The sequence below is a fragment of the Thermoanaerobacterium aotearoense genome (genome assembly GCF_009905255.1).
GTDB lineage: Bacteria > Bacillota > Thermoanaerobacteria > Thermoanaerobacterales > Thermoanaerobacteraceae > Thermoanaerobacterium > Thermoanaerobacterium aotearoense.
Genome location: NZ_CP047602.1, coordinates 1,247,011 through 1,269,721 on the forward strand (window position 1 = coordinate 1,247,011; position 22,711 = coordinate 1,269,721).

Consider the following 22,711-nt stretch of genomic DNA (forward strand, 5'->3'; position numbering starts at 1 on the left):
GGGTGAAGGAATGGAATACAGTACTGCAAGACTTAGTGACATAATAAACTGGGTACAAAAAAATAGGCGCGATAGATTTACAGATTTTCTTAGCATGAAAGATCAGAAAATACTGCTAAAGTTGATTGCAAAACATGACGATATAGATTGTAGATTTGATGGTGGATTTAAGGAGGCTGAAAGAAAGATAGCCTGTATATATCCGTCGCTTTTACCGATTTATGATGGTGAACATTTTAATGTAATAAAGGGGATAAGGATAAATGGCGACTTAACGAAGTTGTCACATAGAGATGTGTTAGGTTCACTGTTAGGATTAGGTATAAAAAGAGAAAAAATTGGTGATATAATTAAAAGACAGGAAATCTGTGATGTAATAGTGCATAATGATATAGCCGATTATGTTTTGATGAATTTGAAAAAGGTAGGCAGAGAGAAGGTTATTGTTAGTTCGATTGACTTAGATGAGGTTATAGAGCCTGTAATAGAGTACGAGGACATTAAAACGACCGTTGCATCTATAAGGCTTGACAGCATAGTCGCATCAGGATTTAAAATATCCAGGACAAAGGCTTCCGAAATGATAAAAGCTGGACTTACTGAAGTGAATTGGGAGACAAATATGTCGCCTTCATTTGAGGTAAAGGAAGGGGACATCATGTCTTTAAGAGGCTATGGAAGGATCAAACTCCAAGAAGTTTTGGGCACATCGAGAAAAGGCAGGGTATATGTTCATATTTTAAAATACAAATAATATAAGATGACAAGGAGTGGATTGGCATGTTAACACCGATGGACATACACAACAAGGAGTTTAAGCGTTCATTTAGAGGCTACAATGAAAATGAAGTTGACGAGTTTTTGGACAAAGTCATGGAAGACTATGAACTGTTGTACAAAGAAAACTCTGATCTAAAGGATAGAGTAAATATATTAAATGATAAATTGCAGAATTATACCGATATAGAGAAAACGCTAAATAATACGCTGGTGGTTGCTCAAAAGTCGGCTGAAGATTTAAAGTTAAATGCCAAGAAAGAAGCTGATTTGATAATACAGCAAGCGCAACAAGAAGCAGAAAAAATAATGCAGAAAGCCAATCAAGAAGTAGTAAGGATTAGAGCAGAGCTTGAAAATCAAAGGAAAAAATTGAATGTGTTTAAGGCTAAATTCAAAACACTCCTTGAAGGAGAGCTTGAAGCTATATTATCTATAGACGACAGAGAATTTTTTGATGATGAGAACGATGTGAGAAATGATGAGGAATAGACTTGCTGTAATCGGAATCTTAGTCCAAAATAGAGAGTTGGCGTCTGAAAAAGTCAATCATATTTTAAGCGAATATGCCGATATCATAGTGGGCAGAATGGGTATTCCATATAAAGAAAGAAATGTGTCAATCATCTCGCTGATTGTCGACGGTACGACGGATGACATCGGTGCTTTAACTGGCAAGCTTGGCAGCATTGAAGGTGTAAAAGTAAGGTCTGCCATTACAACGTAAGATGTTGACGTCTTTTTTTACATATTGTATAATTATTTAAAATGCGAAAAAGCGATGAAGAGGACAATTTATGCAAACAAAACTTTTAAGAGAGTTGGCGGTCGGTGAAAGCCAATAAGTTAGTTTGTCATATATCACCTCGAAGCTGCTGGCTGAAATTCAGTAGGCTAAGCCGGGAAAACCCCGTTATCTCATGAGTGATTAAGGCATTGTGCCTTAATAATTAGGGTGGTACCGCGACTTCTCGTCCCTTTGGATGAGAGGTTTTTATTTTTTCTGCATTACGCAATTTGAAATAGGAGGTATGTTTATGGATTACAACAAAACATTAAATCTGCCAAAGACTGATTTTCCAATGAAGGCGAATTTGCCGACGAGAGAGCCAGAAATATTAAAGAAATGGGAGAACATGGACATATACCACAAAACTTTACTTAAAAATAAAGGGAAGGAGAAGTTCATTCTTCATGATGGCCCGCCATACGCAAATGGCAATATACACCTTGGCACTGCTATGAACAAAGTTTTGAAGGACATGGTGGTTAAATATAAGACGATGAGGGGGTATGAATCACCATATGTGCCAGGTTGGGATACTCATGGCTTGCCAATAGAACAGCAGGCGATTAAGACATTAGGGATAAAGAGAAATGATGTAGGTCCAGTAGAATTTAGAAGGGTGTGCCGTGATTTTGCTTTTTCGCAAATTGAAAAGCAAAAAGCGCAGTTTATTAGATTAGGTGTAAGAGGAGATTGGCAAAATCCATATTTGACATTGAAACCAGAATATGAGGCAAAGCAGATAGAAGTATTTGGAGAGATGGCAAAGAAAGGATATATATATAAAGGACTTAAGCCTGTATACTGGTGTACAGATTGTGAGACTGCATTGGCAGAAGCAGAAATAGAGTATTCTGATGAAAAATCTGATTCAATCTACGTTAAATTTAGAGTTGTAGACGATCTTGGAAAATTTAAAGGCATTGTTGATGATTTAAGCAATTTGTACTTTGTAATATGGACTACAACAACTTGGACAATCCCTGCTAATCTTGCAATTTGCTTGAATCCAGATTTTGATTATGCTTTAGCAAAGTACGGAAATGAAATTTACATAATGGCAAAAGATATGCTTGACAGCATTGAAAAAGAGACTGGGCTTTCAAACAGCCAAATAATTGCTACTTTTAAAGGCTCAGAACTGGAAGGAATGAAAGCTAAGCATCCTCTTTTTGACAGGACATCGCTTATAATATTAGGCGAACACGTAACGCAAGAAGCAGGTACAGGATGTGTGCATACAGCACCTGGCCACGGCGAAGAGGACTTTGTAGTTGGTCAAAAATATGGACTTGATGTTTTGAATCCTGTTGACGATAAGGGGCGATTTACTGAAAAAGCAGGAAAATACAATGGGCTATTTTACTCTGATGCAAATAAGGTCATAAAAGAGGATCTTGAGAGAGCCAATGCGTTATTGGCTTCGAAGACTTTCACGCATTCGTATCCTCATTGCTGGAGATGCAAAAATCCTGTTATATTCCGCGCCACAGAGCAGTGGTTTGCATCTGTAGATGGATTTAGAAATGAAGCGCTGAAAGCGATAAAAGAAGTAAATTGGATTCCTGAGTGGGGCGAAGATAGGATTACAAACATGGTTAGAGATAGGCACGACTGGTGCATATCCAGACAAAGGATATGGGGCGTCCCGATTCCTATTTTTTACTGCAAACACTGTGGGAAAGAATTGATAAACGATGATACGATAAATGCGGTAAAGAAGTTGTTTGCCGAAAAGGGTTCCGATGCATGGTATGAATTATCGGCTGAAGAAATACTGCCACAAGGCACAAAGTGTGAATGTGGTTCTGCAGAATTTAGAAAAGAAACGGACATCATGGATGTCTGGTTCGATTCTGGTTCCAGCCATGTAGCGGTTTTAGAGACAACTGATGGACTTAGATGGCCGGCAGATTTGTACTTGGAAGGCTCTGATCAACACAGAGGATGGTTCCAGTCATCGCTTCTGACATCTGTCGCTACAAAAGGTGTCGCTCCGTATAAAAATGTATTGACACATGGTTTTGTTGTAGATGGTGAAGGGCGGAAAATGTCAAAGTCCCTTGGAAATGGAATCGATCCAGCCGATGTTGTAAAAGAGTATGGTGCTGATATATTGAGGCTGTGGGCTGTTTCTGCAGATTTCACTTCAGACATGAGGATATCAAAAGAAATTTTAAAGCAGATGACGGAATCATATAGAAAAATCAGAAACACAGCAAAGTTTTTATTAAGTAACCTTTACGATTTTGATGCTGATAAAGATTTGTTGCCATATGATGAATTGTTAGATATAGACAAATGGGCTTTGTACAAATACAATGAACTTGTGAAGGATGTAACTGAAGCTTTTGATAAATATAAATTTTATGAGTTCTTGCATCTTGTTCATACTTTCTGTATTGTAGATATGAGCAATTTGTACCTTGACATATTGAAAGACAGGCTGTATACTTTCCCAGCCGCATCAAAGGAAAGAAAGGCAGCTCAGACTACTTTGTACACAATATTAAACGGTTTTGTAAGAATCATAGCACCAGTGCTGACATTTACAGCAGACGAAATATGGAGCTATATGCAGCACGATGCAAAAAATAATTTCGAGAGCGTTCAATTGGCTGATTGGCCAGAGCCTAATGATATCTACGACAATAAACAGATAATAGACAACTGGAATAAGCTTTTTGACATACGAAAAGACATTTCTAAGGCATTGGAGATATCCCGCTCAAACAAGGAAATAGGACATTCTTTGGAAGCTCAAGTCGATATTTATGCGTCCAGAGAACTGTATGAATTTTTGAAGCAGTTTGAAGAAGATTTTAATACAGTCTTTATCGTATCAAAGACTGTTCTTCATGAAAATGATGAAGTTATACCTGATGATGCGTACAAAAGCGAAGATTATGACATCGCTATAAAAATAAGTCATGCACCTGGTGAAAAATGCGAAAGATGCTGGATGTACAGCGAGACTGTCGGGGAAGATAAAGAGCATCCAACAATTTGCAGTAGGTGTGCTGCACATATCTAAAGGGAGATTTCTCCCTTTTTTAATTAAAGATGAAAGGAGAGTATAAGTGTGAAAAAGATAGGCTTTATTGGCGCTATGGAGGAAGAAGTAGAGCTACTCAAGGAAGCTATTGTTAATAAGCTTACGATAAATAGGGCAGACATGGATTTTTTTAGCGGTATACTTAATGGAGTAGATGCTGTTGTTGTAAAATCAGGTATAGGAAAGGTAAATGCAGCGATCGCAACACAGATATTGATATCTGAATTTAAAGTCGATTGCATAATAAACACAGGTGTTGCTGGAGGATTAAAAAAAGGCATAAATGTTGGAGATATAGTCATTTCTTCTGATGCGATAGAGCATGATTTCGATACAACAGCATTTGGAGATGAATTAGGAGTAATACCTCGCATGAAGACAAGCGTATTTAAAGCCGACGAATATCTCATAGATGTGGCTTATAAGGCTGCTAATGATAATATTGATGGGAAAGTGTATATTGGCAGGATCGTTTCAGGCGATAAATTTATCTCATCAAAAGATGAAGCTTTAAAATTGGGAAAGCTTTTTAACGCATCAGCAGTCGAAATGGAAGGCGCAGCAATTGCTCATACTTCATATCTCAACAATGTGCCATTTGTTGTAATAAGAAGCATTTCAGACAATGCTGATGGAAATGCTGCGAAAGATTTTAGTCAATTTGTTAAGGAAGCAGCAATAGTGTCCAGCAATATAGTTAAAGAGATGATAAATCTAATCAAGGAGAATTAGATATGAGCATTGTAAATGTAAGCTTACAAGTATTGCCTATAGTTGAAGAAGAAAGAATTTATCCAGTCGTAGATAAAGTTATTGATTACATAAAATCAACAGGCGTTAAGTATTTTGTAAGCCCGATGGAAACAACTATGGAAGGAGACATCGATGTTCTCTTGGATATTGTGAAAAAGGCTCAAAATATATGCGCGGATGAAGGTGCCAAGAGAGTAATTTCGATCGTTAAGATAGACTTTAAACCTGATGGTGTGACGATTGAGGAGAAAATAGGCAAATATAGAAATAGTGCTGATGTGAGATAATTTATATTTTAGACAAGATTAAAACTATTGACATATATTTTAACACGTTATATCCTGACTTTTGCAGCAAAAAAGGATAAAAAAAGCCCCTAAGCCCTTTAAAATGAAGGCTTTCGGGCTTTCTGTTTTTGTCAAAAAGTTGTAGTGGAAATGTCATTTTTTTACTTCTCCTAAAATTTTTTTAATCTCTCCTAATGTCATAATCTTTTTCCCAAAATCAATGCCTAATTCTTTACCTATATCTTCAAGAACATCATTATTAAAATCAAACAGATAATAATTTTCTTGTATGTAACTGCAGGATGCTTTTGCTAGACTCTCAAGTATAGCTGAAACAGAATATTTTCCTTTTAATCTATATTCAAGTATTCTCACAATTACAAGTGATATAAAGCATATCAGAAAATGAGCATCAATATGTTCCCTCAGTGATAAATAAACTGGTCTGCTTTCGATATCACTTTTAGTTATCTTAAAAGATTCTTCTATCTTCCAAAGTCCACGGTACATTTCAATAATTTTATCATCAGATTCTTTGTATTCACTAGTAACTATTGCATAATATCCATCAAATTTTTCTTCTTCTTTTAGCCTTTCCTCATCAAATGTTAAATGCTGATGAGCACTTTCTAATATTTCGCCGGTTTCTTCATCAAAAATGAGATTCTTTACATATTTGGAAGCACCGTATGATGTAGCTCTATTGTATTTTGCTGGATTTTTAATTAGGTCTTTTGCTTTCTCTATGGTAGCAGCTCGTTCATATTTTGCTTTTAAAGCATATTCTTCACTATAGAAAATAACCTGTTTTTCATCAACTACCTTTTTCATTTTTTTGCCTTTAGTGGTGGTTACTAATATTTCTCTTGGATAAAGTCTGGATTTTATCTTGAAGCTATCTCCTCTGTGTGTATATCCGTTTTCGTCAAGGACATATTTCTTAAATTCCTTATCTGCACAACGAACAGAATAGCTGAATACATAACCATTACCAGCAGATAAAGTATACCAAATGTTATCGCCAGTGATGATACCTTTATCAGCAACTACAATAATTCTTCCCAAAGAATAATCATGTTGTATTTTCCTTAACATAGGCATAAATGTAGTTTTATCTAGAGCATTGCCAGGAAAAAGTTTATATGTAATAGGTATACCATTGGTGTCCATAAATAATCCCATCTGCACAATTGGATCTGGCCTGTGTTCTTTAGAAACGCCTTTTTTACGCAATTCGTCTTGTTCATCAATTTCAAAATAATAGTTGGTAACATCGTAATAAACCAGATTAGTATTTCGTTCATATAAAGACTTAATATGCTCATGAACCCAAAGTTGCAAAGCATTACTATGTTTGTTAAAAAAGATAGACATCTGTAGACATCATCCAAAGAAAAATCAAACCTCTCAAAGAATATATCTCTATTCTCATAAGTCTTTTTCTTTGAAGCAGGATACAATAAACGTGAAAATACGAGAAGTTTCATAATAGCATTAGAATCATACTCTTCTTTTGAATGACGCTGCCTGTTTTTCAAAAATTTGTCCAATTCAAGTTCATGATAAATCTTACTAAATGCAGCGTAGCCAAAGTTTTTACGATCATTCGTATTAATCAAAAGTCTTTCATTAGGAGAAAAACTAAGAGTAATTGGAGTCTTTTTCATGGCTTTTTGTTCATTCAATTCTTTAACCTTTTGTTCAAAAAAAGCGATTGGATCATCGTATTGTTTTTGAAGCTCATCGAGGTATCCAAGCGATTCAATAGTAACAGTCCTTGTATGCCCTCTTTCTTTATCACGATATCCATCTGCAATAGATAGGTATATTCTTCCGGAACTGCGTCTACTTTTCTTTAAATACACATTAAACTCCCCCAATAAAATTCAATATAACTATATTATACCACAATCCATAATAATCCGCAACCAAAATATGACAAAAATTTAAAAAAATTTTACCCAAAATCGTTAGTAAAATTGCTGGTTCCGGGTTACGCTACATAAAATTTTGCTGCAAAACTAGGGTGTGAGATAATTTATATTTTAGACAAGATTAAAACTATTGACATATATTTTAACACGTTATATAATTAAATCAATCGAAACAAAAAAATCGATGAGCAGGAATAGTAAATATCGCATTAGGTTAAAGCGAGCTTGGGATGGTGGAAGCCAAGTACTGACGGCGTTATTGAATGGGCCTGCGAGATGGCGTGTGAAATAAAAGTAGCATTGCCCGGTAGTCTACCGTTAAAATGACAGGGTATCGAGAAATCCGTACCTTCAATGAGAGGTTTTGTACTTAGGTGGCAAAGCGAAATGAAAGCATTTCGTCCTTAGTGGATGAGATGCTTTTTTTAACCACATAAGTATAAAACAATTTGGGTGGCACCACGAAGTCACTTCGTCCCATTGGATGAAGTGACTTTTTTGCATATTAAGGAGGTGTATTGATTGAATATAACTGAAAAAGAATATGAAAGGCTTGTGAACAAGAAAACTGTCTTTCCTGTTTACGAGGAGATAAACGGTGATGAATTGACGCCAATCAACATTTTTTACAATTTGGATGGTGAAAATAAATTTCTCCTGGAAAGTGCTGAAAGCAGTAAAATGTGGGGCAGGTATTCGTTTGTCGGCTCAAATCCGTATTTGAAGATCAGATGTAGTGGTGACATAATCCATATTGATGGTGATAAAACGGAAATAAGATACGGCAGAATTCTTGACTATATAAAGGAAAATATGATGTACGATTATGATAATTATGGACTTGAATTTCCGTTTACTGGCGGAGCAATAGGCTATGCTGGATATGATATTATAAGACAATATGAATATCTTCCTTCGAAAAATGTTGATGAAATAGGAATACCTGATGCGTATTTTATGTTTTACAAGATTATAATCTGCTATGATCACTATAAACATAATGTATCTGTTATTTACAACGTATTTCCTGATGAAAATGAAAAGTATGGTTTTATAAGAGAAAAATTGGAGAGAATAATTTTAAACATAAAGAGTAATGTTAAAATTCACGATATAAAACCAAAACAACCCACTTCCGATATTGATTGTAATTTTACCAAAGAAGAATTTTGCAATATTGTAATTAAAGCAAAGGAATATATAAAAAACGGCGACATATTTCAAGTAGTGCCTTCCCAAAGACTTAAAATCAAAACTGATTCCGAACCTTTTGATGTATACAGGAGGCTGAGGATTGCAAATCCATCACCATATATGTTTTACATCGATTTTGACGATTTCCAATTGATAGGTTCGTCGCCAGAAAGTCTCGTATCCGTATTTGGCAATAAAGTCACTACAAATCCGATTGCAGGAACCAGAAGAAGAGGGAAAAACGCTGAAGAAGATTTAATATTGAAAGATGAGCTTTTAAACGATGAAAAGGAAAAGGCGGAACACGTCATGTTAGTTGACCTTGGAAGAAATGATATAGGAAAAGTAAGCGAATTTGGCACTGTAAGATTGGATAGATTCATGGAAGTCGATTTTTATTCGCACGTAATGCACATTGTATCGAAAGTTTCAGGCATTTTGAGAAGGGGTCTTACAGCGTTTGATGCACTAATTGCATGTCTTCCTGCTGGAACGGTTTCAGGTGCACCGAAAATAAGGGCCATGGAGATAATTGATGAATTGGAGAATGTGAAAAGATCATTTTATGCTGGAGCAGTCGGCTATTTTTCATACAACGGAGATATGGATATGTGCATAGCAATAAGAACATTGCTATTAAAAAGCGGCACTGCATTTATTCAAGCTGGGTGTGGAATTGTATATGATTCTCAACCAGAAGCTGAATACTATGAAACTATAAATAAGGCAATGGTCTTAAAGGAGGTGCTTTGATGCTTCTTCTCGTAGATAATTACGACTCATTTACTTATAACTTGTACCAATTCATAGGCGAAATTTACAGCGATATATTAGTTGCCCGCAACGATAAAATAGGGTTAAATGACATAGCTTTAATGAATCCAAAAGGAATAATTATATCGCCTGGGCCGGGAAGGCCAGAAAATGCAGGAATTTCAGTAGATATAGTCGATGAGTTTGAAGGCAAAATACCTATATTAGGGATTTGCCTTGGCCATCAAGCTATTGGATATGCTTATGGCGCAAAAATAATCAGAGCAACCACCATAATGCACGGGAAGACTTCATCTGTCAATCATGTTGGTGAAGGAGTGTTTGAAGGCATAAAAAATCCTATAAAAGCCATGAGATATCATTCACTTGTAATTGACAAAGACTCATTGCCAGAATCATTAGAAATAATTGCAGAAACGGATGATGGAACTATTATGGCAATTAAGCATAAGTGCCATCATGTATATGGACTTCAATTTCATCCTGAGTCTATTTTAACAGATGATGGTAAAAATATATTAAAAAATTTTGTGGAGGGGATCTGCAATGTTAAAGGAAGCCATTGAAAAGATCGTCAAAGGGGAGAATTTGTCTGAAACAGAGGCAAAGAGCGCTATGGATGCAATAATGAAGGGGGAATCAAGCCCGCCATTAATTGGTGGTTATCTTATAGGATTAAGGATGAAAGGTGAATCAATCGATGAGATAACCGGTTCTGCAAGGTCAATGATAGAAAATGCAAAAAAATTAAATCTTGATTCTCCATATGTAATAGATACCTGTGGAACGGGAGGTGATGGCGGAAAGACATTTAATATTTCTACTGCGGTAGCAATAATTGCTTCGTCTGCTGGAATCAAAATAGCCAAACATGGAAACAAAGCTGTCTCCAGTAAAAGCGGCAGTGCTGACGTATTAAATGAATTAGGTGTAAAAATCGATGTAGAACCAGAGGTGACAAAGAAATTCATCGATGAAGTAGGATTTGGGTTCCTTTTCGCACCTTTGTATCATTCAGCTATGAAAAACGTAGCTCCCATAAGAAGAGAACTGGGTTTAAGAACAGTTTTTAATATATTAGGGCCATTGACAAATCCAGCTTCTGTTAAAGGCCAAGTTTTAGGCGTTTATGATAAAAGCCTGACACATATATTAGCAGAAGTTTTGCTAAAACTGGGATGCGAAAGAGCTTTAGTCGTTCATGGAAATGATGGGCTTGACGAAATAACCACCACTACCACTACAACTGTTTCAGAAGTGAGAAACGGTATGGTTATTGATTACACAATTGATCCTGATGATTACGGTATTAGGCTGTCGAAAGGTACGGATATCGGCGGTGGCGATGCAAAAGAAAATGCAAAAATCATTTTAGATATATTAAATGGCGAAAAAGGCCCTAAGAGAGACATTGTAGTTTTAAATAGCGCTGCAGCTTTATATGTCGGTAAAGCAGTTGATAGCATTAAGGAAGGTGTCAAGCTTGCAGAATATCTCATTGATTCAGGCAAGGCATTAGGCAAGCTGAATGATATATTAAGTTTTCAGAAGGTGTATTTGCAATGATACTTGATGATATTATCGTTAAGAAAAAAATACAGGTGGAAATAAAAAAAATCGAAAAACCGCTGGATGGTATATTAAAAGAAATTAAAAATGATAAAAATATGAGGAATTTTAAAGAAGCGTTGATTGGTGATGATATATCGATAATAGCTGAAATAAAAAAAGCTTCTCCATCTAAAGGGATAATGGTAGAAGACTTTGATCACATAAAAATTGCTAAGCTATATGAAAATGTTGATGTTGATGCCATATCTGTTCTTACAGAAAAAAATTATTTTAAAGGAGATGATGCATATATAAACGATGTAAAAGAAGTAACATCAAAACCTATTCTCAGAAAAGACTTCATATTTGACGAATACCAAATATACGAAAGCAAATTAATTGGTGCAGATGCTGTCTTGCTTATAGTGACTGTACTTGGAGATGATTTAAAGAAGTTTTACGATACTGCTAAAAAGATTGGATTAGATGCTATTGTTGAGGTTCATGACGAACGTGAACTTGAAATAGCATTAAATGCGAATGTGGATATTTTAGGCATAAACAACAGAGATTTAAAGGATTTTCACGTTGATTTAAGGACGACAGAAAGGCTTGTTAGATACGTGCCAAGCGGTGTTTTACTGGTGTCTGAAAGTGGCATAAAGACTTCTGATGACGTAAAATTCTTAAAATCATTAGGTGTGAATGCTGTCCTAATCGGTGAAACATTTATGAATATAATCAAAAATGGCGGTAAAATTGATGATTTCGTAATTCAATCAAAGGGTGTTTAAAATGACATTGGTGAAAATATGTGGAATAAGGCGGGCAGAAGATATAGAATACCTTAATAATTTAAAGCCTGATTATGCTGGTTTCGTTTTTGCTGAAAGCAAGCGAAAAGTAGATGTAAATACGGCATATAACCTTATTAAAAATCTCGATAGACAAATAAAAAAAGTCGGTGTTTTTGTAAATGAAAAAGTTTCGGTAGTAAAGGATGTTGCTGATTATTTAAATTTAGATGTTTTACAATTTCATGGCGATGAGTCACAAGATTATATAGACAATTTTGATGATTATACCGTATGGAAGGCGATTCGGATTAGCGAAAAAAGCGATGTTTTTAGATTACAAGATTATCATGCTGATGGTATTCTCCTTGACAGTAAGATAAAGGGTTTTTATGGTGGTTCAGGTGTGAAATTTGATTGGAATTTAGTTAAGGATGTAAAGGACAACTTAAAGTGCAAGTTTATTTTAGCAGGTGGCATTAATCCTGGCAATGCTTTAAAAGCTGTAGAAACAGTTAGACCGGATGTAATAGATGCATCCAGCGGTGTTGAAGTGGACGGCTTTAAAAATTATCAATTGATGAAAGATTTAATATGTAAAGTGAGGAGTGTAAAATGGTAGGGAGATTTGGTAAATTTGGCGGTCAATACGTACCGGAAACGATTATGAATGCATTGATAGAACTTGAAGACGAATTTTACAAGGCAATAAATGATAAAGATTTTATTGATGAATACAAATATTATTTAAGAGAATATTCTGGAAGGCCTACACCGTTGTATTTTGCAAGAAACTTAACTGAAAGATTGGGTGGCGCAAAAATATATTTGAAAAGAGAAGATTTAAACCACACTGGCGCTCATAAAATAAACAACGTTTTAGGGCAAATATTGCTGGCTAAAAGAATGGGCAAAAGGAAAGTCATCGCTGAAACAGGTGCAGGACAACACGGTGTAGCGACTGCAACAGGCGCTGCGATGTTTGACATGGAATGTGAGATATTTATGGGAGAAGAAGACATAAAAAGACAGTCATTGAACGTATTTAGAATGAAGTTATTGGGTGCAAAAGTTACTCCTGTTAAGACGGGGACTGGCACATTGAAAGATGCTGTTAACGAAGCGATACGCAATTGGGTCACGAATATCGATGATACATTTTATGTGATGGGCTCTGTTGTAGGACCGCATCCATATCCGATAATGGTTAGAGATTTTCAGAGGGTGATCGGCGACGAGACGAGAGAACAAATTTTAAGCAAAGAAAAGAGATTGCCTGATTATATTGTTGCATGTGTGGGCGGTGGCAGCAATTCTATGGGTATATTTTACCCTTTTATAAACGATTCATCAGTTAAACTTATAGGGGTAGAAGCTGCAGGCCTTGGAATAGATACAAATAAACATGCCGCTACAATGGCAAAAGGAAGCATTGGCGTCCTCCATGGCATGATGACGTATCTGCTTCAAGATGATGAAGGACAGATAATGCCTGTGTACTCAATATCAGCAGGACTTGATTATCCTGGTGTAGGGCCTGAACATGCTTATTTGAGGGATACCGGCAGAGCACAATATGTGTATGCAACTGATGAAGAAGCTTTGTCAGCTTTTATGGATTTATCTCAAATTGAAGGAATCATACCGGCATTGGAAAGTGCCCATGCTGTTGCCTATGCAATGAAACTTGCTCCAAGTCTTAGCAAAGATGATATTATAGTTGTAAATTTATCAGGCAGAGGAGACAAAGACGTCAATACAGTAGCGAATGTTTTGGAGGTTGAGCTATGATGTTGTCAAGTGTAGAAGTTAACAATGCAAGGGAAAACAGGATTGATAAAAAATTCAATGAATTAAAGAAAAAAGGGCGTAAAGCGCTGATTGCATTTATAACCGCTGGAGATCCCGATATAAATATAACCATCAATTTAGTGTATAAGATGGTTGAAGGCGGGGCTGATATCATAGAGATTGGAATTCCATATTCGGACCCGCTGGCAGATGGACCTATAATACAAGCTTCATCTGCAAGGGCATTGAAAAAGGGCACTAAAATAGATGATATAATGAGTGCTGTTAATATAATAAGACAAAATACAGATGTACCGCTTGTGTACCTTGCCTATTACAATTCCATTTATAAATATGGAATGGAGAAATTTTTAAAGAATGCAAAGGATTCTGGCATAGATGGACTAATTATACCTGATTTGCCATTGGAGGAAAGAAAAGACATAAAAGAATTATCAGAAAAACATGATATTTATTTGATACCATTAGTTGCACCTACTTCAAATGACAGGATAAAAAAGATTTGTGAAAATGGCAAAGGATTTGTGTATTGTGTTTCCACAAAAGGTGTCACAGGTGTAAGGAATTCTATTGAAACTGATATTGAAAAGTACATGGATTTGGTATCAAAGTACACTGATTTGCCAAAAGCAATTGGATTTGGCATATCTGGACCTGAGATGGCAAAAAAATTTGCTCCGTACTGTGATGGAATAATAATTGGCAGTGCAATAGTTAAAATGATAAGTGATTCAAGAAATAATGATGAAATATTTGATAGTGTGGCAAATTTCATATCATCAGTCAAAGAGGTAATTTAAAAGGAGGCTATTTGCCTCTTTTTAAATTTAGGCATTGATTATTATTTTAAAATTGATATAATTAAGATAAGAAATATTAAAGGAGAATAATTATCAAAGGAGGAAAAGTTGATGGTTGAATTAGAAAAAGAAGCCCCTGATTTCACGCTTATGTCCAGTGAGGGAAAGAATGTCTCTTTAAAAGATTACAGGGGTAAAAAAGTTGTTCTTTACTTTTATCCCAAGGACAACACGCCTGGATGTACAAAGGAAGCTTGCCAGTTTAGGGACAACCTAAATTCTATTGAAGATAATGATGCGGTTGTGATAGGGGTAAGCTTAGATGATTTAGAGTCTCATAAAAAATTTATTGAAAAATTTGATTTGCCATTTATACTCTTAAGTGATGGTGATGCCAAAGTATCAACAGAGTACGGTGTTTATAAAGAAAAAAATATGTATGGAAAGAAAAAAATGGGCATAGAAAGATCTACTTTTGTAATAGATAGAAAAGGCATAGTAAAGAAAATTTTTAGGAAAGTGAAAGTTGAAGGACACGTTGATGAAATATTGAAAGTGCTTAAAGAGATTGATTAAGAGATTTAGTGCGCTTTATGCGCACTTTTAATAATTTAGAATCGGCAGACTGAAAGCAGCTATTAATGCAACTATCATCACAATGACAATAGTCAAAGCTACATATTTATGCCATTTTCTGTTGTAAAAAGGGTTTAAAAAATCTTTGTTTTTCTTTTTTTTCATTTTATTCCCCTCATCAATTTTACTAAGGTAATTTTATTAAATTATACATCTTCTTATTACTAATTTAAGCATATTTAAATTTAAAAAACAATAAATTATTAATAAACTTCACCTAAAGAGAGAAAATAATTTATAGGAGGAATGGGCTTGGATAATAAATTATTAAATGAAATGAAGAAGCAAATTGAAAAAATGTCTGATATGATGGAAAAAATGAAAATAGCAGACTATGTAGAATTGATGCAAAGCCCTTATAGACTCCTATGGCTTAACTTTGTCGGTGGGCTTGCGCGTGGTTTTGGAATGGCTATAGGATTTACATTGCTTGGAGCAATTGTAATATACATATTGCAAAGAGCGGTTTTATTGAATTTGCCTATTATAGGCAATATTATTGCTCATATAATTAAAATTGTTCAACAAAATTTGTGATAGAAAGGCATGTGGTAAAATGGATGACGAAAAATTAGAGTATTTTAGAAAAAGACTTATTGATGAAAGAAATAGAATTTTGCATACTCTAAACGAGATGGATGATAATAACGGAACCGGGAGAATTGGGGAGAGGGAGTATTACCAAGAACTATCGATGGCGGACAACCATCCAGCGGATATTGCTTCGGAAGTATACGAATTAGAGAAAAATTACGCATTAAAAGATAATGAACAGCACATTTTGAGGCAGATTGATGATGCTCTTTCGCGAATGGCTAATGGCGAATACGGTATATGCAATCATTGTCATAAAGAAATTGAAATGGAAAGGTTAGAAGCGTTGCCATATGCACCTTTATGTGCAAAATGTGCAAAAGACAATGATTTAAAATTAAGCGATCTCAGGTTTTCACGCCCTAACGAAGAAAGAACTATTAAGTATCCTTTTGGGTGGGGATACATGGATTCCAAAGAAGAAAATCAATTTGATGCCGAGGATTCGTACCAATCAGTAGCAAGGTATAATAAAACTAAAGCAGGACTTGACAATTATGATGACGATTACGATGATTATAATTCAGGATATGTGGAAGAAGTAGATAAAATAAGCAATGAAGATTACAAAAAAACATTAGAGTGATGATAAATCTTACTATAATGTAGATTAATAAAAAAGCCTTGCAAATTCGGAAAGAAAACGCAGGCTTTATTTTATTACAATGGCATAAAAAATGGCAGGGGAGACAAGAATCGAACTCGCAACCTACGGTTTTGGAGACCGCCGCTCTACCAATTGAGCTACTCCCCTGCGACGAATTTTATTATAACATAGTATTTACATGTAGTCAATAACTAAGTGCATCTATTTCGTTGTTATTCTGTCATAAAACTCAGCAAAAAAAGTGTGCAAAATATAAAAATAATTCATAACTTACCCGAATTTTAAGTTAAATTCTTTTATTACGATTTGTCCAATGATATAATATTAATGGTAATTAAAAAGCAAAGGAGAGTTAAGTATGAACAGGATTGATGAATTAGCAATTAATACTATACGTATACTATCAATTGAACAGGTGCAAAAGGCGAACTCCGGACATCCAGGTATGCCAATGGGTTCTGCTCCAATGGCATATACATTGTGGGCCAAATATTTAAAGCACAGTCCAAGAAATCCTAAATGGGCTGGGAGAGATAGATTTATACTATCTGCTGGACATGGTTCTGCGCTTTTATATTCACTGTTGCATCTCTTTGGCTATGGACTTACAATAGAAGATCTTAAAAATTTTAGGCAATGGCAGAGCTTGACTCCAGGGCATCCAGAATACGGACATACACCAGGTGTTGAAATCACCACAGGGCCATTGGGGCAAGGTATTTCAAATGCTGTTGGCATGGCAATCGCTGAGACTTACATGGCAAGCAAATTCAACCGCCCAGGGTATGATATAGTAGACAATTATACATATGCTATAGTTGGCGATGGATGCCTTATGGAGGGTATTTCATCTGAAGCATGTTCTTTAGCTGGAACGTTAAAGCTTGGCAAGCTGATAGCATTGTATGATTCAAATAATATTTCCATAGAAGGTGGTACTGACATTGCATTTACAGAAGACGTCGGCAAAAGATTTGAAGCATATGGCTGGCAAGTGATAAAAGTAGATGACGGAAATGATGTAGAAAAGATAGGAAAAGCTATTGAAGAAGCAAAAGCGGATAAGGAGAGGCCGTCGCTTATCATAGTAAAGACGGTGATTGGATACGGCTGCCCAGAGAAGCAAGGCAAAGCTTCAGCACATGGAGAGCCGCTTGGAGATAAAAATGTAGAGGCAACTAAAAAGTTTTTAGGATGGGAATACGAGGAGGAATTCTATGTTCCTGATGAAGTGCGTAAACACTTCGAGAATATCATAGAAGAATTAAACAAAGAAGAAGAAAAATGGAATAGAATGTTTGAAAATTACAGAAAAGAATATCCTGAATTGGCAGAAGAATGGGATAAATGGCACAGTGAGAAATTGCCGGTTGATTTAGTCGCTGATGAAGGCCTTTGGAACTTTAAAGCAAAGACAGCTACAAGGTCCTCATCTGGAGATGTTTTGAATTATTTGGTTAAGCTTGTCCCAAATCTGATCGGTGGTTCTGCAGATCTTGCTCCATCCACAAAGACTTATACAAAAGATAGAGGCGATTATAGCAGCCAAAACAGAGGTGGCTCCAATTTCCACTTTGGCGTTAGAGAACATGCAATGGCAGCAATTGCAAATGGAATGGCCGCTTATGGAGGAATTATACCTTATGTATCTACATTCCTTGTATTCAGTGATTATATGAAAGGTGCTGTAAGGTTGTCTGCATTGATGAAGCTTCCTGTGATTTACGTATTTACTCATGACAGCATTGGCGTTGGTGAGGATGGTCCAACACATGAGCCGATAGAACATTTGCCAATGTTAAGAAGCATTCCAAACTTGACGGTTATAAGACCTGCAGATTCAAAAGAAGTATCTGCTGCATGGTGTTATGCTCTTAACAAAAAAGACGGTCCAACAGCATTGATATTGACAAGGCAAAATCTTCCTGTATACGACGAGACGTCAAAAGATGCTCTAAAAGGCGGATATGTATTGTGTGATGCAGAAGATGGAAATCCTGATTTGATATTATTGGCCAGTGGTTCAGAGGTCAGCTTGATCTACGAAGCATACAAACTGCTTAAAGAGAAAGGTGTTAAAGCGAGGGTAGTAAGTATGCCTTCGATGGAGATATTTGATACGCAACCAGATGAATACAAAAAAACAGTGCTTCCTGATAATGTAAGAGCCAGAATTGCAGTAGAGGCTGCAAGCACTATGAGCTGGTATAAATACGTTGGACTTGACGGATGTGTAATTGGACTTGACCATTTTGGAGCATCTGCACCTGGTGAAATACTCTTTAGAGAATTTGGGTTCACTGTTGAAAATGTCGTCAACAAGGCATTAGAGCTATTAAAATGATGAATAAGAGCGCTTTATTGCGCTCTTATTCAAAAATTTTTAGGAATCATACAAGTATGCTATATTAAGAAAGGAATGGTATTATGAGTGTTACGATTAAAAAAGTTTCATTTTCTGGCTGGAATGATTGCATTGAAGTTTCAAATGGGGTAGTTGATTTTATAGCCACGACGGAAATAGGTCCCAGGATAATGAGATTTGGATTTGTAGGGCAAGCAAATGAATTCAGCATTAACGATGAAGATGCAGGCAAAAAAGGTGAAAACATTTGGAGAAATTATGGTGGACATAGACTGTGGCATAGTCCTGAAGCCATGCCAAGAACTTACACGCTTGACAACTTTCCAATAAAATACGAAGAAATAGAAAACGGCATTAAGCTTATTCAAGAGCCTAATGATTATGCCTACATAAAAAAAGAGATTGAAGTAACTTTAGAGCCAGATAAACCTGTTGCAAAGGTTAAGCATACGCTTACAAATAAAGGCGCTTGGGCGGTGGAGCTTTCACCATGGGCTATATCTGTCATGGCAACAGGAGGTCTTCAGGTCGTTGAGCAACCTATGAAAGACACTGGACTTTTGCCAAATAGAGCATTGGTATTGTGGCCGTATTCCCATATGAAAGATCACAGAATACATTTTGGCAACAAGTACATAATTTTTGAGCAAGATCCTAACAAAAAAGAGCCATTTAAATTTGGAATTCAAAATGAAAAAGGATGGGCAGCGTACTTTAATCATGGACATCTTTTCATAAAGAAATTCAAACATGATGAAAATGCGACTTATCCGGATTACAACGCTTCTTATGAAACATATACGACAGATTGGATGATGGAAATGGAGTCATTAGGCCCTATGGTAAAGTTAAATCCTGGTGATTCCACAATCCATACAGAAGAATGGTTATTATATGACAATGTAAAAAGACCGTCTATAAACGAAGATGAAATAGAAGAATTGTTGTCACAATATATAAAATGATTAATTAGGGCTTGCAAAAGCCCTAATTAAGGTTTTTTAGGAGGATAGAATTGGAACTAATTACTGTCATTTTAGCTATTTTAATTGACCAAATTTCAAAATATTTTGTGGTGAGATATTTAAAACCCATTGGAACTTTTCCTATAATAGACAATGTTTTTAATTTTACATATGTTGAAAACAAAGGGGCTGCTTTTGGAATATTGCAAAATAAAACATTGTTGTTTATAATAATAACGATTATTGTTGGAACAATATTGGTATACTCAATTATAAAAGTACCCAGCAGTACATTTTATAAATTTACTTTGTCCATGATTCTTGGGGGAGCTATTGGAAATTTGATTGATAGAGTTAGATTAGGGTATGTTGTAGATTTCATTGATTTTAAGTTTTTTCCAGCAGTATTTAACTTGGCTGATTCCATGATAGTAGTAGGAGCCATATTGTTATGCTATACCTTGATATTAAAAAGAGAAAATTAAATACATCTGGCTGCATGTTTGAAAGGATTGTATCTCATGAATATAGCTGATACTTTAAACATAATCGCAGAAAAAGATGATGAAGATAAAAGAATAGATTCTTTTTTAGCTTCAGAAGTAGATTTTACAAGATCGTATTTGAAAAAATTGATATTGGATGGACTTGTTAAAGTCAATGGTGCACCAGTGAAGCCTAATTATAAGATAAAGGAAGGCGATACAATAGACGTAAATATACCTGAAGCAGAAGAAATAGACTTAAAGCCAGAGAACATTCCTCTTGATATTATTTACGAAGATGATGATATAATTGTTGTAAACAAGCCTCAAGGCATGGTGGTTCACCCTGCTCCTGGCAATTTAAGCGGTACACTTGTCAATGCGCTTTTGTACCATTGCACGAATTTGTCAGGCATAAATGGAGAGTTGAGGCCAGGGATTGTTCACAGACTTGATAAAGATACTTCTGGTGTAATGGTCGTTGCCAAAAATGACAAAGCTCATTTGGAACTTTCAAATCAAATAAAAAATAGGACTATTTTAAAAAAATATTTAGCGATCGTTGAGGGAGTAATTAAAAGCGATGAAGGAGCTGTAGAGGCTCCAATAGGAAGAGATCATATTGAGAGAAAAAAGATGGCTGTTGTAAAAGATGGACGTTATGCTTTAACATTGTACAGAGTCCTCGAAAGGTACAAAAACAATTCTCTTGTAGAAGCGGTAATAAAAACCGGTCGTACTCATCAGATTAGAGTTCACATGGCATATATTGGACATCCAATTGTAGGTGATGAAGTTTACGGATATAAAAAACAGAGATTTAATCTTTCGGGTCAGGCACTACATTCAAAACTTTTAGGCTTAATGCATCCGTCTAAGAAAATTTATATGGAATTTGAGGCGCCGGTCCCTGACTATTTTGAAAAGTTAATGAAAGTATTAAAAGAAAAGCAGTAGTTCTTTTCTGGCTTGACACGTCAATATATTAAAGTTATAATATCAAATAAATAGTTTGATATGATGATGCGATGAGTAGGAGAGTAGCAAAAGCACATATACAAGGGAGAAGATACCGTGACTGAGAGTATCTTTATATCACTGCTTTTGTGAAAGACGCCTATTAGCATATTGGTCGATATGTAGGCCAAATACGTAGACCTGCGTTAAAGGAAAGAGTTGTAATCAGGGTGGCACCACGGGAAATTCTCTCGTCCCTGCAATTTATTTGCGGGATTGAGAGAATTTTACATTTATATAATACTTAAGTATAAAGAGGAGTTGATTTTATGCTTACAAAAGCACCAAGAGGAACAAAGGATGTACTGCCATCGGAAGTCTATAAATGGCATTATTTAGAAAATATGATTAAAGAAATATGTGCTGATTTTGGATTTAAAGAAATCAGGACACCTGGATTTGAACACACAGAGCTATTTTTAAGAGGTGTTGGTGAATCAACCGATATTGTCAGAAAAGAAATGTATACATTTAATGACAAAGGCGGAAGAAGTATTACTTTAAAACCTGAGGGGACGTCGCCTGCTGTAAGAGCATTTGTTGAACACAATCTGTATGCAGAGTCAATGCCAGTTAAGCTTTACTACATAACACCAGTTTATAGATACGAAAGGCCTCAATCCGGAAGGCTTAGGGAACATCACCAATTTGGAATAGAAATGTTTGGTTCACATGATGCATTGGCTGATGCTGAAGTAATCAGTGTTGCCATGACTTTATTTAAAAGATTAGGACTTAAAAATTTGGAGCTAAATATCAACAGCATTGGATGTCCTAATTGCAGAAAAGAGTATAACGAAGCATTAAAGGAATTTTTAGGAGAAAATATTGAAAATTTATGTGATGATTGCAAGGAAAGATATAAGATAAATCCGATGAGAGTTCTTGATTGCAAAGTTGAGAATTGTAAAAAAATATTGAAGGATGCACCTTTGATGCTTAACTACCTTTGTGATGATTGCAAAGACCATTTCGAAAATCTTAAATCTTATTTAAAAGAGGCGGGATTTAGCTTTGTTGTCAATCCTAAGATAGTCAGAGGACTTGACTACTATACTAAGACAGCTTTTGAAATAATATCGAACGATATCGGTGCACAAGGTACCGTTTGCGGCGGAGGAAGATACGACGGATTGGTAGAAGAATGTGGAGGCCCTTCTATACCTGGTGTAGGGTTTGGATTGGGACTTGAACGTTTGTTACTTACGCTTGAGAACAGCGGTATTGAAATACCCGTTCCAAAACGTCCAGATCTTTTCGTATGCACAGTCGGGGATGAAGCAAAAAAATATGCGTTTTCTATGGCTACAAAACTTAGAAGTTTAGGAATTTCAGTTGAAATAGATAATATGGGAAGAAGCCTAAAAGCGCAGATGAAATACGCTAACAAACTAAATGTAAGGTATACGATAATTTTAGGTGAAGACGAAGTTAAGAACAATAAGGTGAAACTGAAAAACATGGACACTGGAGAAGAAAATACAATTGAGATTGATAAAATTTATGATAAAATATCAGAATAGA

22 protein-coding genes, 1 tRNA gene, 1 pseudogene and 3 other annotated features are annotated in these 22,711 nt (G+C 35.6%); of the genes and pseudogenes, 21 read left to right on the forward strand and 3 right to left on the reverse strand.

Translation table 11 applies throughout. From position 1 onward, the window contains the following. Window positions 1-10 precede the first annotated feature (10 nt). The 6 genes from GSH73_RS06185 to GSH73_RS06210 all read left to right on the forward strand — a co-directional run bounded on the left by GSH73_RS06185 (window position 11) and on the right by GSH73_RS06210 (window position 5,659). On the forward strand, window positions 11-754 hold the full coding sequence (locus GSH73_RS06185; RefSeq protein ID WP_014758874.1) for a YlmH family RNA-binding protein: 744 nt from the start codon (window positions 11-13) through the stop codon (window positions 752-754). A 26-nt stretch (window positions 755-780) separates the two neighbouring features. After that, window positions 781-1,269 carry a DivIVA domain-containing protein gene (locus GSH73_RS06190; RefSeq protein WP_014758873.1) on the forward strand — a complete coding sequence of 163 codons (489 nt, stop codon included), beginning with the start codon at window positions 781-783 and terminating at the stop codon, window positions 1,267-1,269. Further along, window positions 1,259-1,504, forward strand: coding sequence for a TM1266 family iron-only hydrogenase system putative regulator (locus GSH73_RS06195; RefSeq protein ID WP_013788247.1), 246 nt, complete (start codon window positions 1,259-1,261; stop codon window positions 1,502-1,504). The genes GSH73_RS06190 and GSH73_RS06195 overlap by 11 nt, the downstream gene beginning before the upstream one ends. Window positions 1,505-1,549: 45 nt before the next feature. Next, window positions 1,550-1,759 (forward strand) — a binding site (T-box leader). Window positions 1,760-1,814: 55 nt separating this feature from the next. Beyond that, window positions 1,815-4,598 carry an isoleucine--tRNA ligase gene (gene ileS, locus GSH73_RS06200; RefSeq protein WP_014758872.1) on the forward strand — a complete coding sequence of 928 codons (2,784 nt, stop codon included), beginning with the start codon at window positions 1,815-1,817 and terminating at the stop codon, window positions 4,596-4,598. Between the two features lie 48 nt (window positions 4,599-4,646). Further along, window positions 4,647-5,351 carry a 5'-methylthioadenosine/adenosylhomocysteine nucleosidase gene (locus GSH73_RS06205; RefSeq protein WP_014758871.1) on the forward strand — a complete coding sequence of 235 codons (705 nt, stop codon included), beginning with the start codon at window positions 4,647-4,649 and terminating at the stop codon, window positions 5,349-5,351. A gap of 2 nt (window positions 5,352-5,353) precedes the next feature. After that, window positions 5,354-5,659 carry a thiamine-binding protein gene (locus GSH73_RS06210; protein WP_014758870.1) on the forward strand — a complete coding sequence of 102 codons (306 nt, stop codon included), beginning with the start codon at window positions 5,354-5,356 and terminating at the stop codon, window positions 5,657-5,659. 153 nt (window positions 5,660-5,812) lie between these two features. On the opposite strand, the pseudogene GSH73_RS06215 reads toward GSH73_RS06210, so the two are convergent. Next, window positions 5,813-7,524: pseudogene (locus GSH73_RS06215) on the reverse strand (IS1634 family transposase). A gap of 244 nt (window positions 7,525-7,768) precedes the next feature. Then, window positions 7,769-8,076 (forward strand) — a binding site (T-box leader). A gap of 39 nt (window positions 8,077-8,115) precedes the next feature. On the opposite strand from GSH73_RS06215, the gene trpE reads away from it, so the two are divergent. From trpE to bcp, 8 genes are all read left to right on the forward strand, one after another. Next, entirely contained in the window at window positions 8,116-9,540 is a 1,425-nt protein-coding gene (trpE, locus tag GSH73_RS06220; RefSeq protein ID WP_014758868.1) for an anthranilate synthase component I, read from the forward strand. Beyond that, window positions 9,540-10,127, forward strand: coding sequence for an anthranilate synthase component II (locus tag GSH73_RS06225; protein ID WP_014758867.1), 588 nt, complete (start codon window positions 9,540-9,542; stop codon window positions 10,125-10,127). The genes trpE and GSH73_RS06225 overlap by 1 nt, the downstream gene beginning before the upstream one ends. Further along, window positions 10,108-11,127 carry an anthranilate phosphoribosyltransferase gene (gene trpD, locus GSH73_RS06230; RefSeq protein ID WP_014758866.1) on the forward strand — a complete coding sequence of 340 codons (1,020 nt, stop codon included), beginning with the start codon at window positions 10,108-10,110 and terminating at the stop codon, window positions 11,125-11,127. The genes GSH73_RS06225 and trpD overlap by 20 nt, the downstream gene beginning before the upstream one ends. Then, window positions 11,124-11,906, forward strand: a complete 783-nt coding sequence (gene trpC / locus GSH73_RS06235) for an indole-3-glycerol phosphate synthase TrpC (protein WP_014758865.1) — start codon at window positions 11,124-11,126, stop codon at window positions 11,904-11,906. The genes trpD and trpC overlap by 4 nt, the downstream gene beginning before the upstream one ends. A 1-nt stretch (window position 11,907) precedes the next feature. Continuing rightward, window positions 11,908-12,528, forward strand: coding sequence for a phosphoribosylanthranilate isomerase (locus GSH73_RS06240; RefSeq protein ID WP_014758864.1), 621 nt, complete (start codon window positions 11,908-11,910; stop codon window positions 12,526-12,528). Beyond that, on the forward strand, window positions 12,522-13,697 hold the full coding sequence (trpB, locus tag GSH73_RS06245; protein ID WP_014758863.1) for a tryptophan synthase subunit beta: 1,176 nt from the start codon (window positions 12,522-12,524) through the stop codon (window positions 13,695-13,697). The genes GSH73_RS06240 and trpB overlap by 7 nt, the downstream gene beginning before the upstream one ends. After that, window positions 13,697-14,518, forward strand: coding sequence for a tryptophan synthase subunit alpha (gene trpA / locus GSH73_RS06250; RefSeq protein WP_102789875.1), 822 nt, complete (start codon window positions 13,697-13,699; stop codon window positions 14,516-14,518). The genes trpB and trpA overlap by 1 nt, the downstream gene beginning before the upstream one ends. Before the next feature lie 111 nt (window positions 14,519-14,629). Then, complete coding sequence (gene bcp, locus GSH73_RS06255; protein ID WP_014758861.1) at window positions 14,630-15,094, forward strand: thioredoxin-dependent thiol peroxidase; 465 nt, start codon at window positions 14,630-14,632, stop codon at window positions 15,092-15,094. A gap of 27 nt (window positions 15,095-15,121) precedes the next feature. On the opposite strand, the gene GSH73_RS13445 is transcribed toward bcp, so the two are convergent. After that, on the reverse strand, window positions 15,122-15,259 hold the full coding sequence (locus tag GSH73_RS13445; protein ID WP_013788235.1) for a hypothetical protein: 138 nt from the start codon (window positions 15,257-15,259) through the stop codon (window positions 15,122-15,124). Between the two features lie 141 nt (window positions 15,260-15,400). On the opposite strand from GSH73_RS13445, the gene GSH73_RS06260 reads away from it, so the two are divergent. Then, window positions 15,401-15,691, forward strand: coding sequence for a DUF5665 domain-containing protein (locus GSH73_RS06260; RefSeq protein WP_200866660.1), 291 nt, complete (start codon window positions 15,401-15,403; stop codon window positions 15,689-15,691). A gap of 19 nt (window positions 15,692-15,710) precedes the next feature. Then, on the forward strand, window positions 15,711-16,334 hold the full coding sequence (locus tag GSH73_RS06265) for a TraR/DksA C4-type zinc finger protein (protein ID WP_014758859.1): 624 nt from the start codon (window positions 15,711-15,713) through the stop codon (window positions 16,332-16,334). Window positions 16,335-16,426: 92 nt separating this feature from the next. Here GSH73_RS06265 and GSH73_RS06270 read toward each other — a convergent pair. Continuing rightward, window positions 16,427-16,502 (reverse strand) — tRNA-Trp (locus GSH73_RS06270). A 211-nt stretch (window positions 16,503-16,713) separates the two neighbouring features. Here GSH73_RS06270 and tkt point away from each other — a divergent pair. The 5 genes from tkt to hisS all read left to right on the forward strand — a co-directional run bounded on the left by tkt (window position 16,714) and on the right by hisS (window position 22,710). Continuing rightward, window positions 16,714-18,699: a transketolase gene (gene tkt / locus GSH73_RS06275; RefSeq protein ID WP_014758858.1), complete on the forward strand. Its 1,986-nt coding sequence runs from the start codon at window positions 16,714-16,716 to the stop codon at window positions 18,697-18,699. Between the two features lie 83 nt (window positions 18,700-18,782). Beyond that, window positions 18,783-19,685 carry a TTE1925 family mutarotase gene (locus tag GSH73_RS06280; protein ID WP_014758857.1) on the forward strand — a complete coding sequence of 301 codons (903 nt, stop codon included), beginning with the start codon at window positions 18,783-18,785 and terminating at the stop codon, window positions 19,683-19,685. A 50-nt stretch (window positions 19,686-19,735) separates the two neighbouring features. After that, entirely contained in the window at window positions 19,736-20,170 is a 435-nt protein-coding gene (lspA, locus tag GSH73_RS06285) for a signal peptidase II (RefSeq protein ID WP_014758856.1), read from the forward strand. Between the two features lie 36 nt (window positions 20,171-20,206). Continuing rightward, window positions 20,207-21,127, forward strand: a complete 921-nt coding sequence (locus tag GSH73_RS06290; RefSeq protein ID WP_014758855.1) for an RluA family pseudouridine synthase — start codon at window positions 20,207-20,209, stop codon at window positions 21,125-21,127. Window positions 21,128-21,189: 62 nt separating this feature from the next. Continuing rightward, window positions 21,190-21,389, forward strand: a binding site (T-box leader). Between the two features lie 67 nt (window positions 21,390-21,456). Continuing rightward, window positions 21,457-22,710, forward strand: a complete 1,254-nt coding sequence (hisS, locus tag GSH73_RS06295) for a histidine--tRNA ligase (protein WP_014758854.1) — start codon at window positions 21,457-21,459, stop codon at window positions 22,708-22,710. Window position 22,711: the final 1 nt, after the last annotated feature.

Excerpts from the sequence above, each read along its gene's own strand:
- GSH73_RS06185 (WP_014758874.1), top strand. The coding sequence starts at position 11 with ATGGAATACAGTACTGCAAGACTTAGTGACATAATAAACTGGGTACAA.
- GSH73_RS06190 (WP_014758873.1), top strand. The coding sequence starts at position 781 with ATGTTAACACCGATGGACATACACAACAAGGAGTTTAAGCGTTCATTT.
- GSH73_RS06195 (WP_013788247.1), top strand. The coding sequence starts at position 1,259 with ATGAGGAATAGACTTGCTGTAATCGGAATCTTAGTCCAAAATAGAGAG.
- ileS (WP_014758872.1), top strand. The coding sequence starts at position 1,815 with ATGGATTACAACAAAACATTAAATCTGCCAAAGACTGATTTTCCAATG.
- GSH73_RS06210 (WP_014758870.1), top strand. The coding sequence starts at position 5,354 with ATGAGCATTGTAAATGTAAGCTTACAAGTATTGCCTATAGTTGAAGAA.
- GSH73_RS06225 (WP_014758867.1), top strand. The coding sequence starts at position 9,540 with ATGCTTCTTCTCGTAGATAATTACGACTCATTTACTTATAACTTGTAC.
- trpD (WP_014758866.1), top strand. The coding sequence starts at position 10,108 with ATGTTAAAGGAAGCCATTGAAAAGATCGTCAAAGGGGAGAATTTGTCT.
- trpC (WP_014758865.1), top strand. The coding sequence starts at position 11,124 with ATGATACTTGATGATATTATCGTTAAGAAAAAAATACAGGTGGAAATA.
- GSH73_RS06240 (WP_014758864.1), top strand. The coding sequence starts at position 11,908 with ATGACATTGGTGAAAATATGTGGAATAAGGCGGGCAGAAGATATAGAA.
- trpB (WP_014758863.1), top strand. The coding sequence starts at position 12,522 with ATGGTAGGGAGATTTGGTAAATTTGGCGGTCAATACGTACCGGAAACG.
- trpA (WP_102789875.1), top strand. The coding sequence starts at position 13,697 with ATGTTGTCAAGTGTAGAAGTTAACAATGCAAGGGAAAACAGGATTGAT.
- bcp (WP_014758861.1), top strand. The coding sequence starts at position 14,630 with ATGGTTGAATTAGAAAAAGAAGCCCCTGATTTCACGCTTATGTCCAGT.
- GSH73_RS13445 (WP_013788235.1), bottom strand. The coding sequence starts at position 15,259 with ATGAAAAAAAAGAAAAACAAAGATTTTTTAAACCCTTTTTACAACAGA.
- GSH73_RS06260 (WP_200866660.1), top strand. The coding sequence starts at position 15,401 with ATGGGCTTGGATAATAAATTATTAAATGAAATGAAGAAGCAAATTGAA.
- GSH73_RS06265 (WP_014758859.1), top strand. The coding sequence starts at position 15,711 with ATGGATGACGAAAAATTAGAGTATTTTAGAAAAAGACTTATTGATGAA.
- tkt (WP_014758858.1), top strand. The coding sequence starts at position 16,714 with ATGAACAGGATTGATGAATTAGCAATTAATACTATACGTATACTATCA.
- GSH73_RS06280 (WP_014758857.1), top strand. The coding sequence starts at position 18,783 with ATGAGTGTTACGATTAAAAAAGTTTCATTTTCTGGCTGGAATGATTGC.
- GSH73_RS06290 (WP_014758855.1), top strand. The coding sequence starts at position 20,207 with ATGAATATAGCTGATACTTTAAACATAATCGCAGAAAAAGATGATGAA.
- hisS (WP_014758854.1), top strand. The coding sequence starts at position 21,457 with ATGCTTACAAAAGCACCAAGAGGAACAAAGGATGTACTGCCATCGGAA.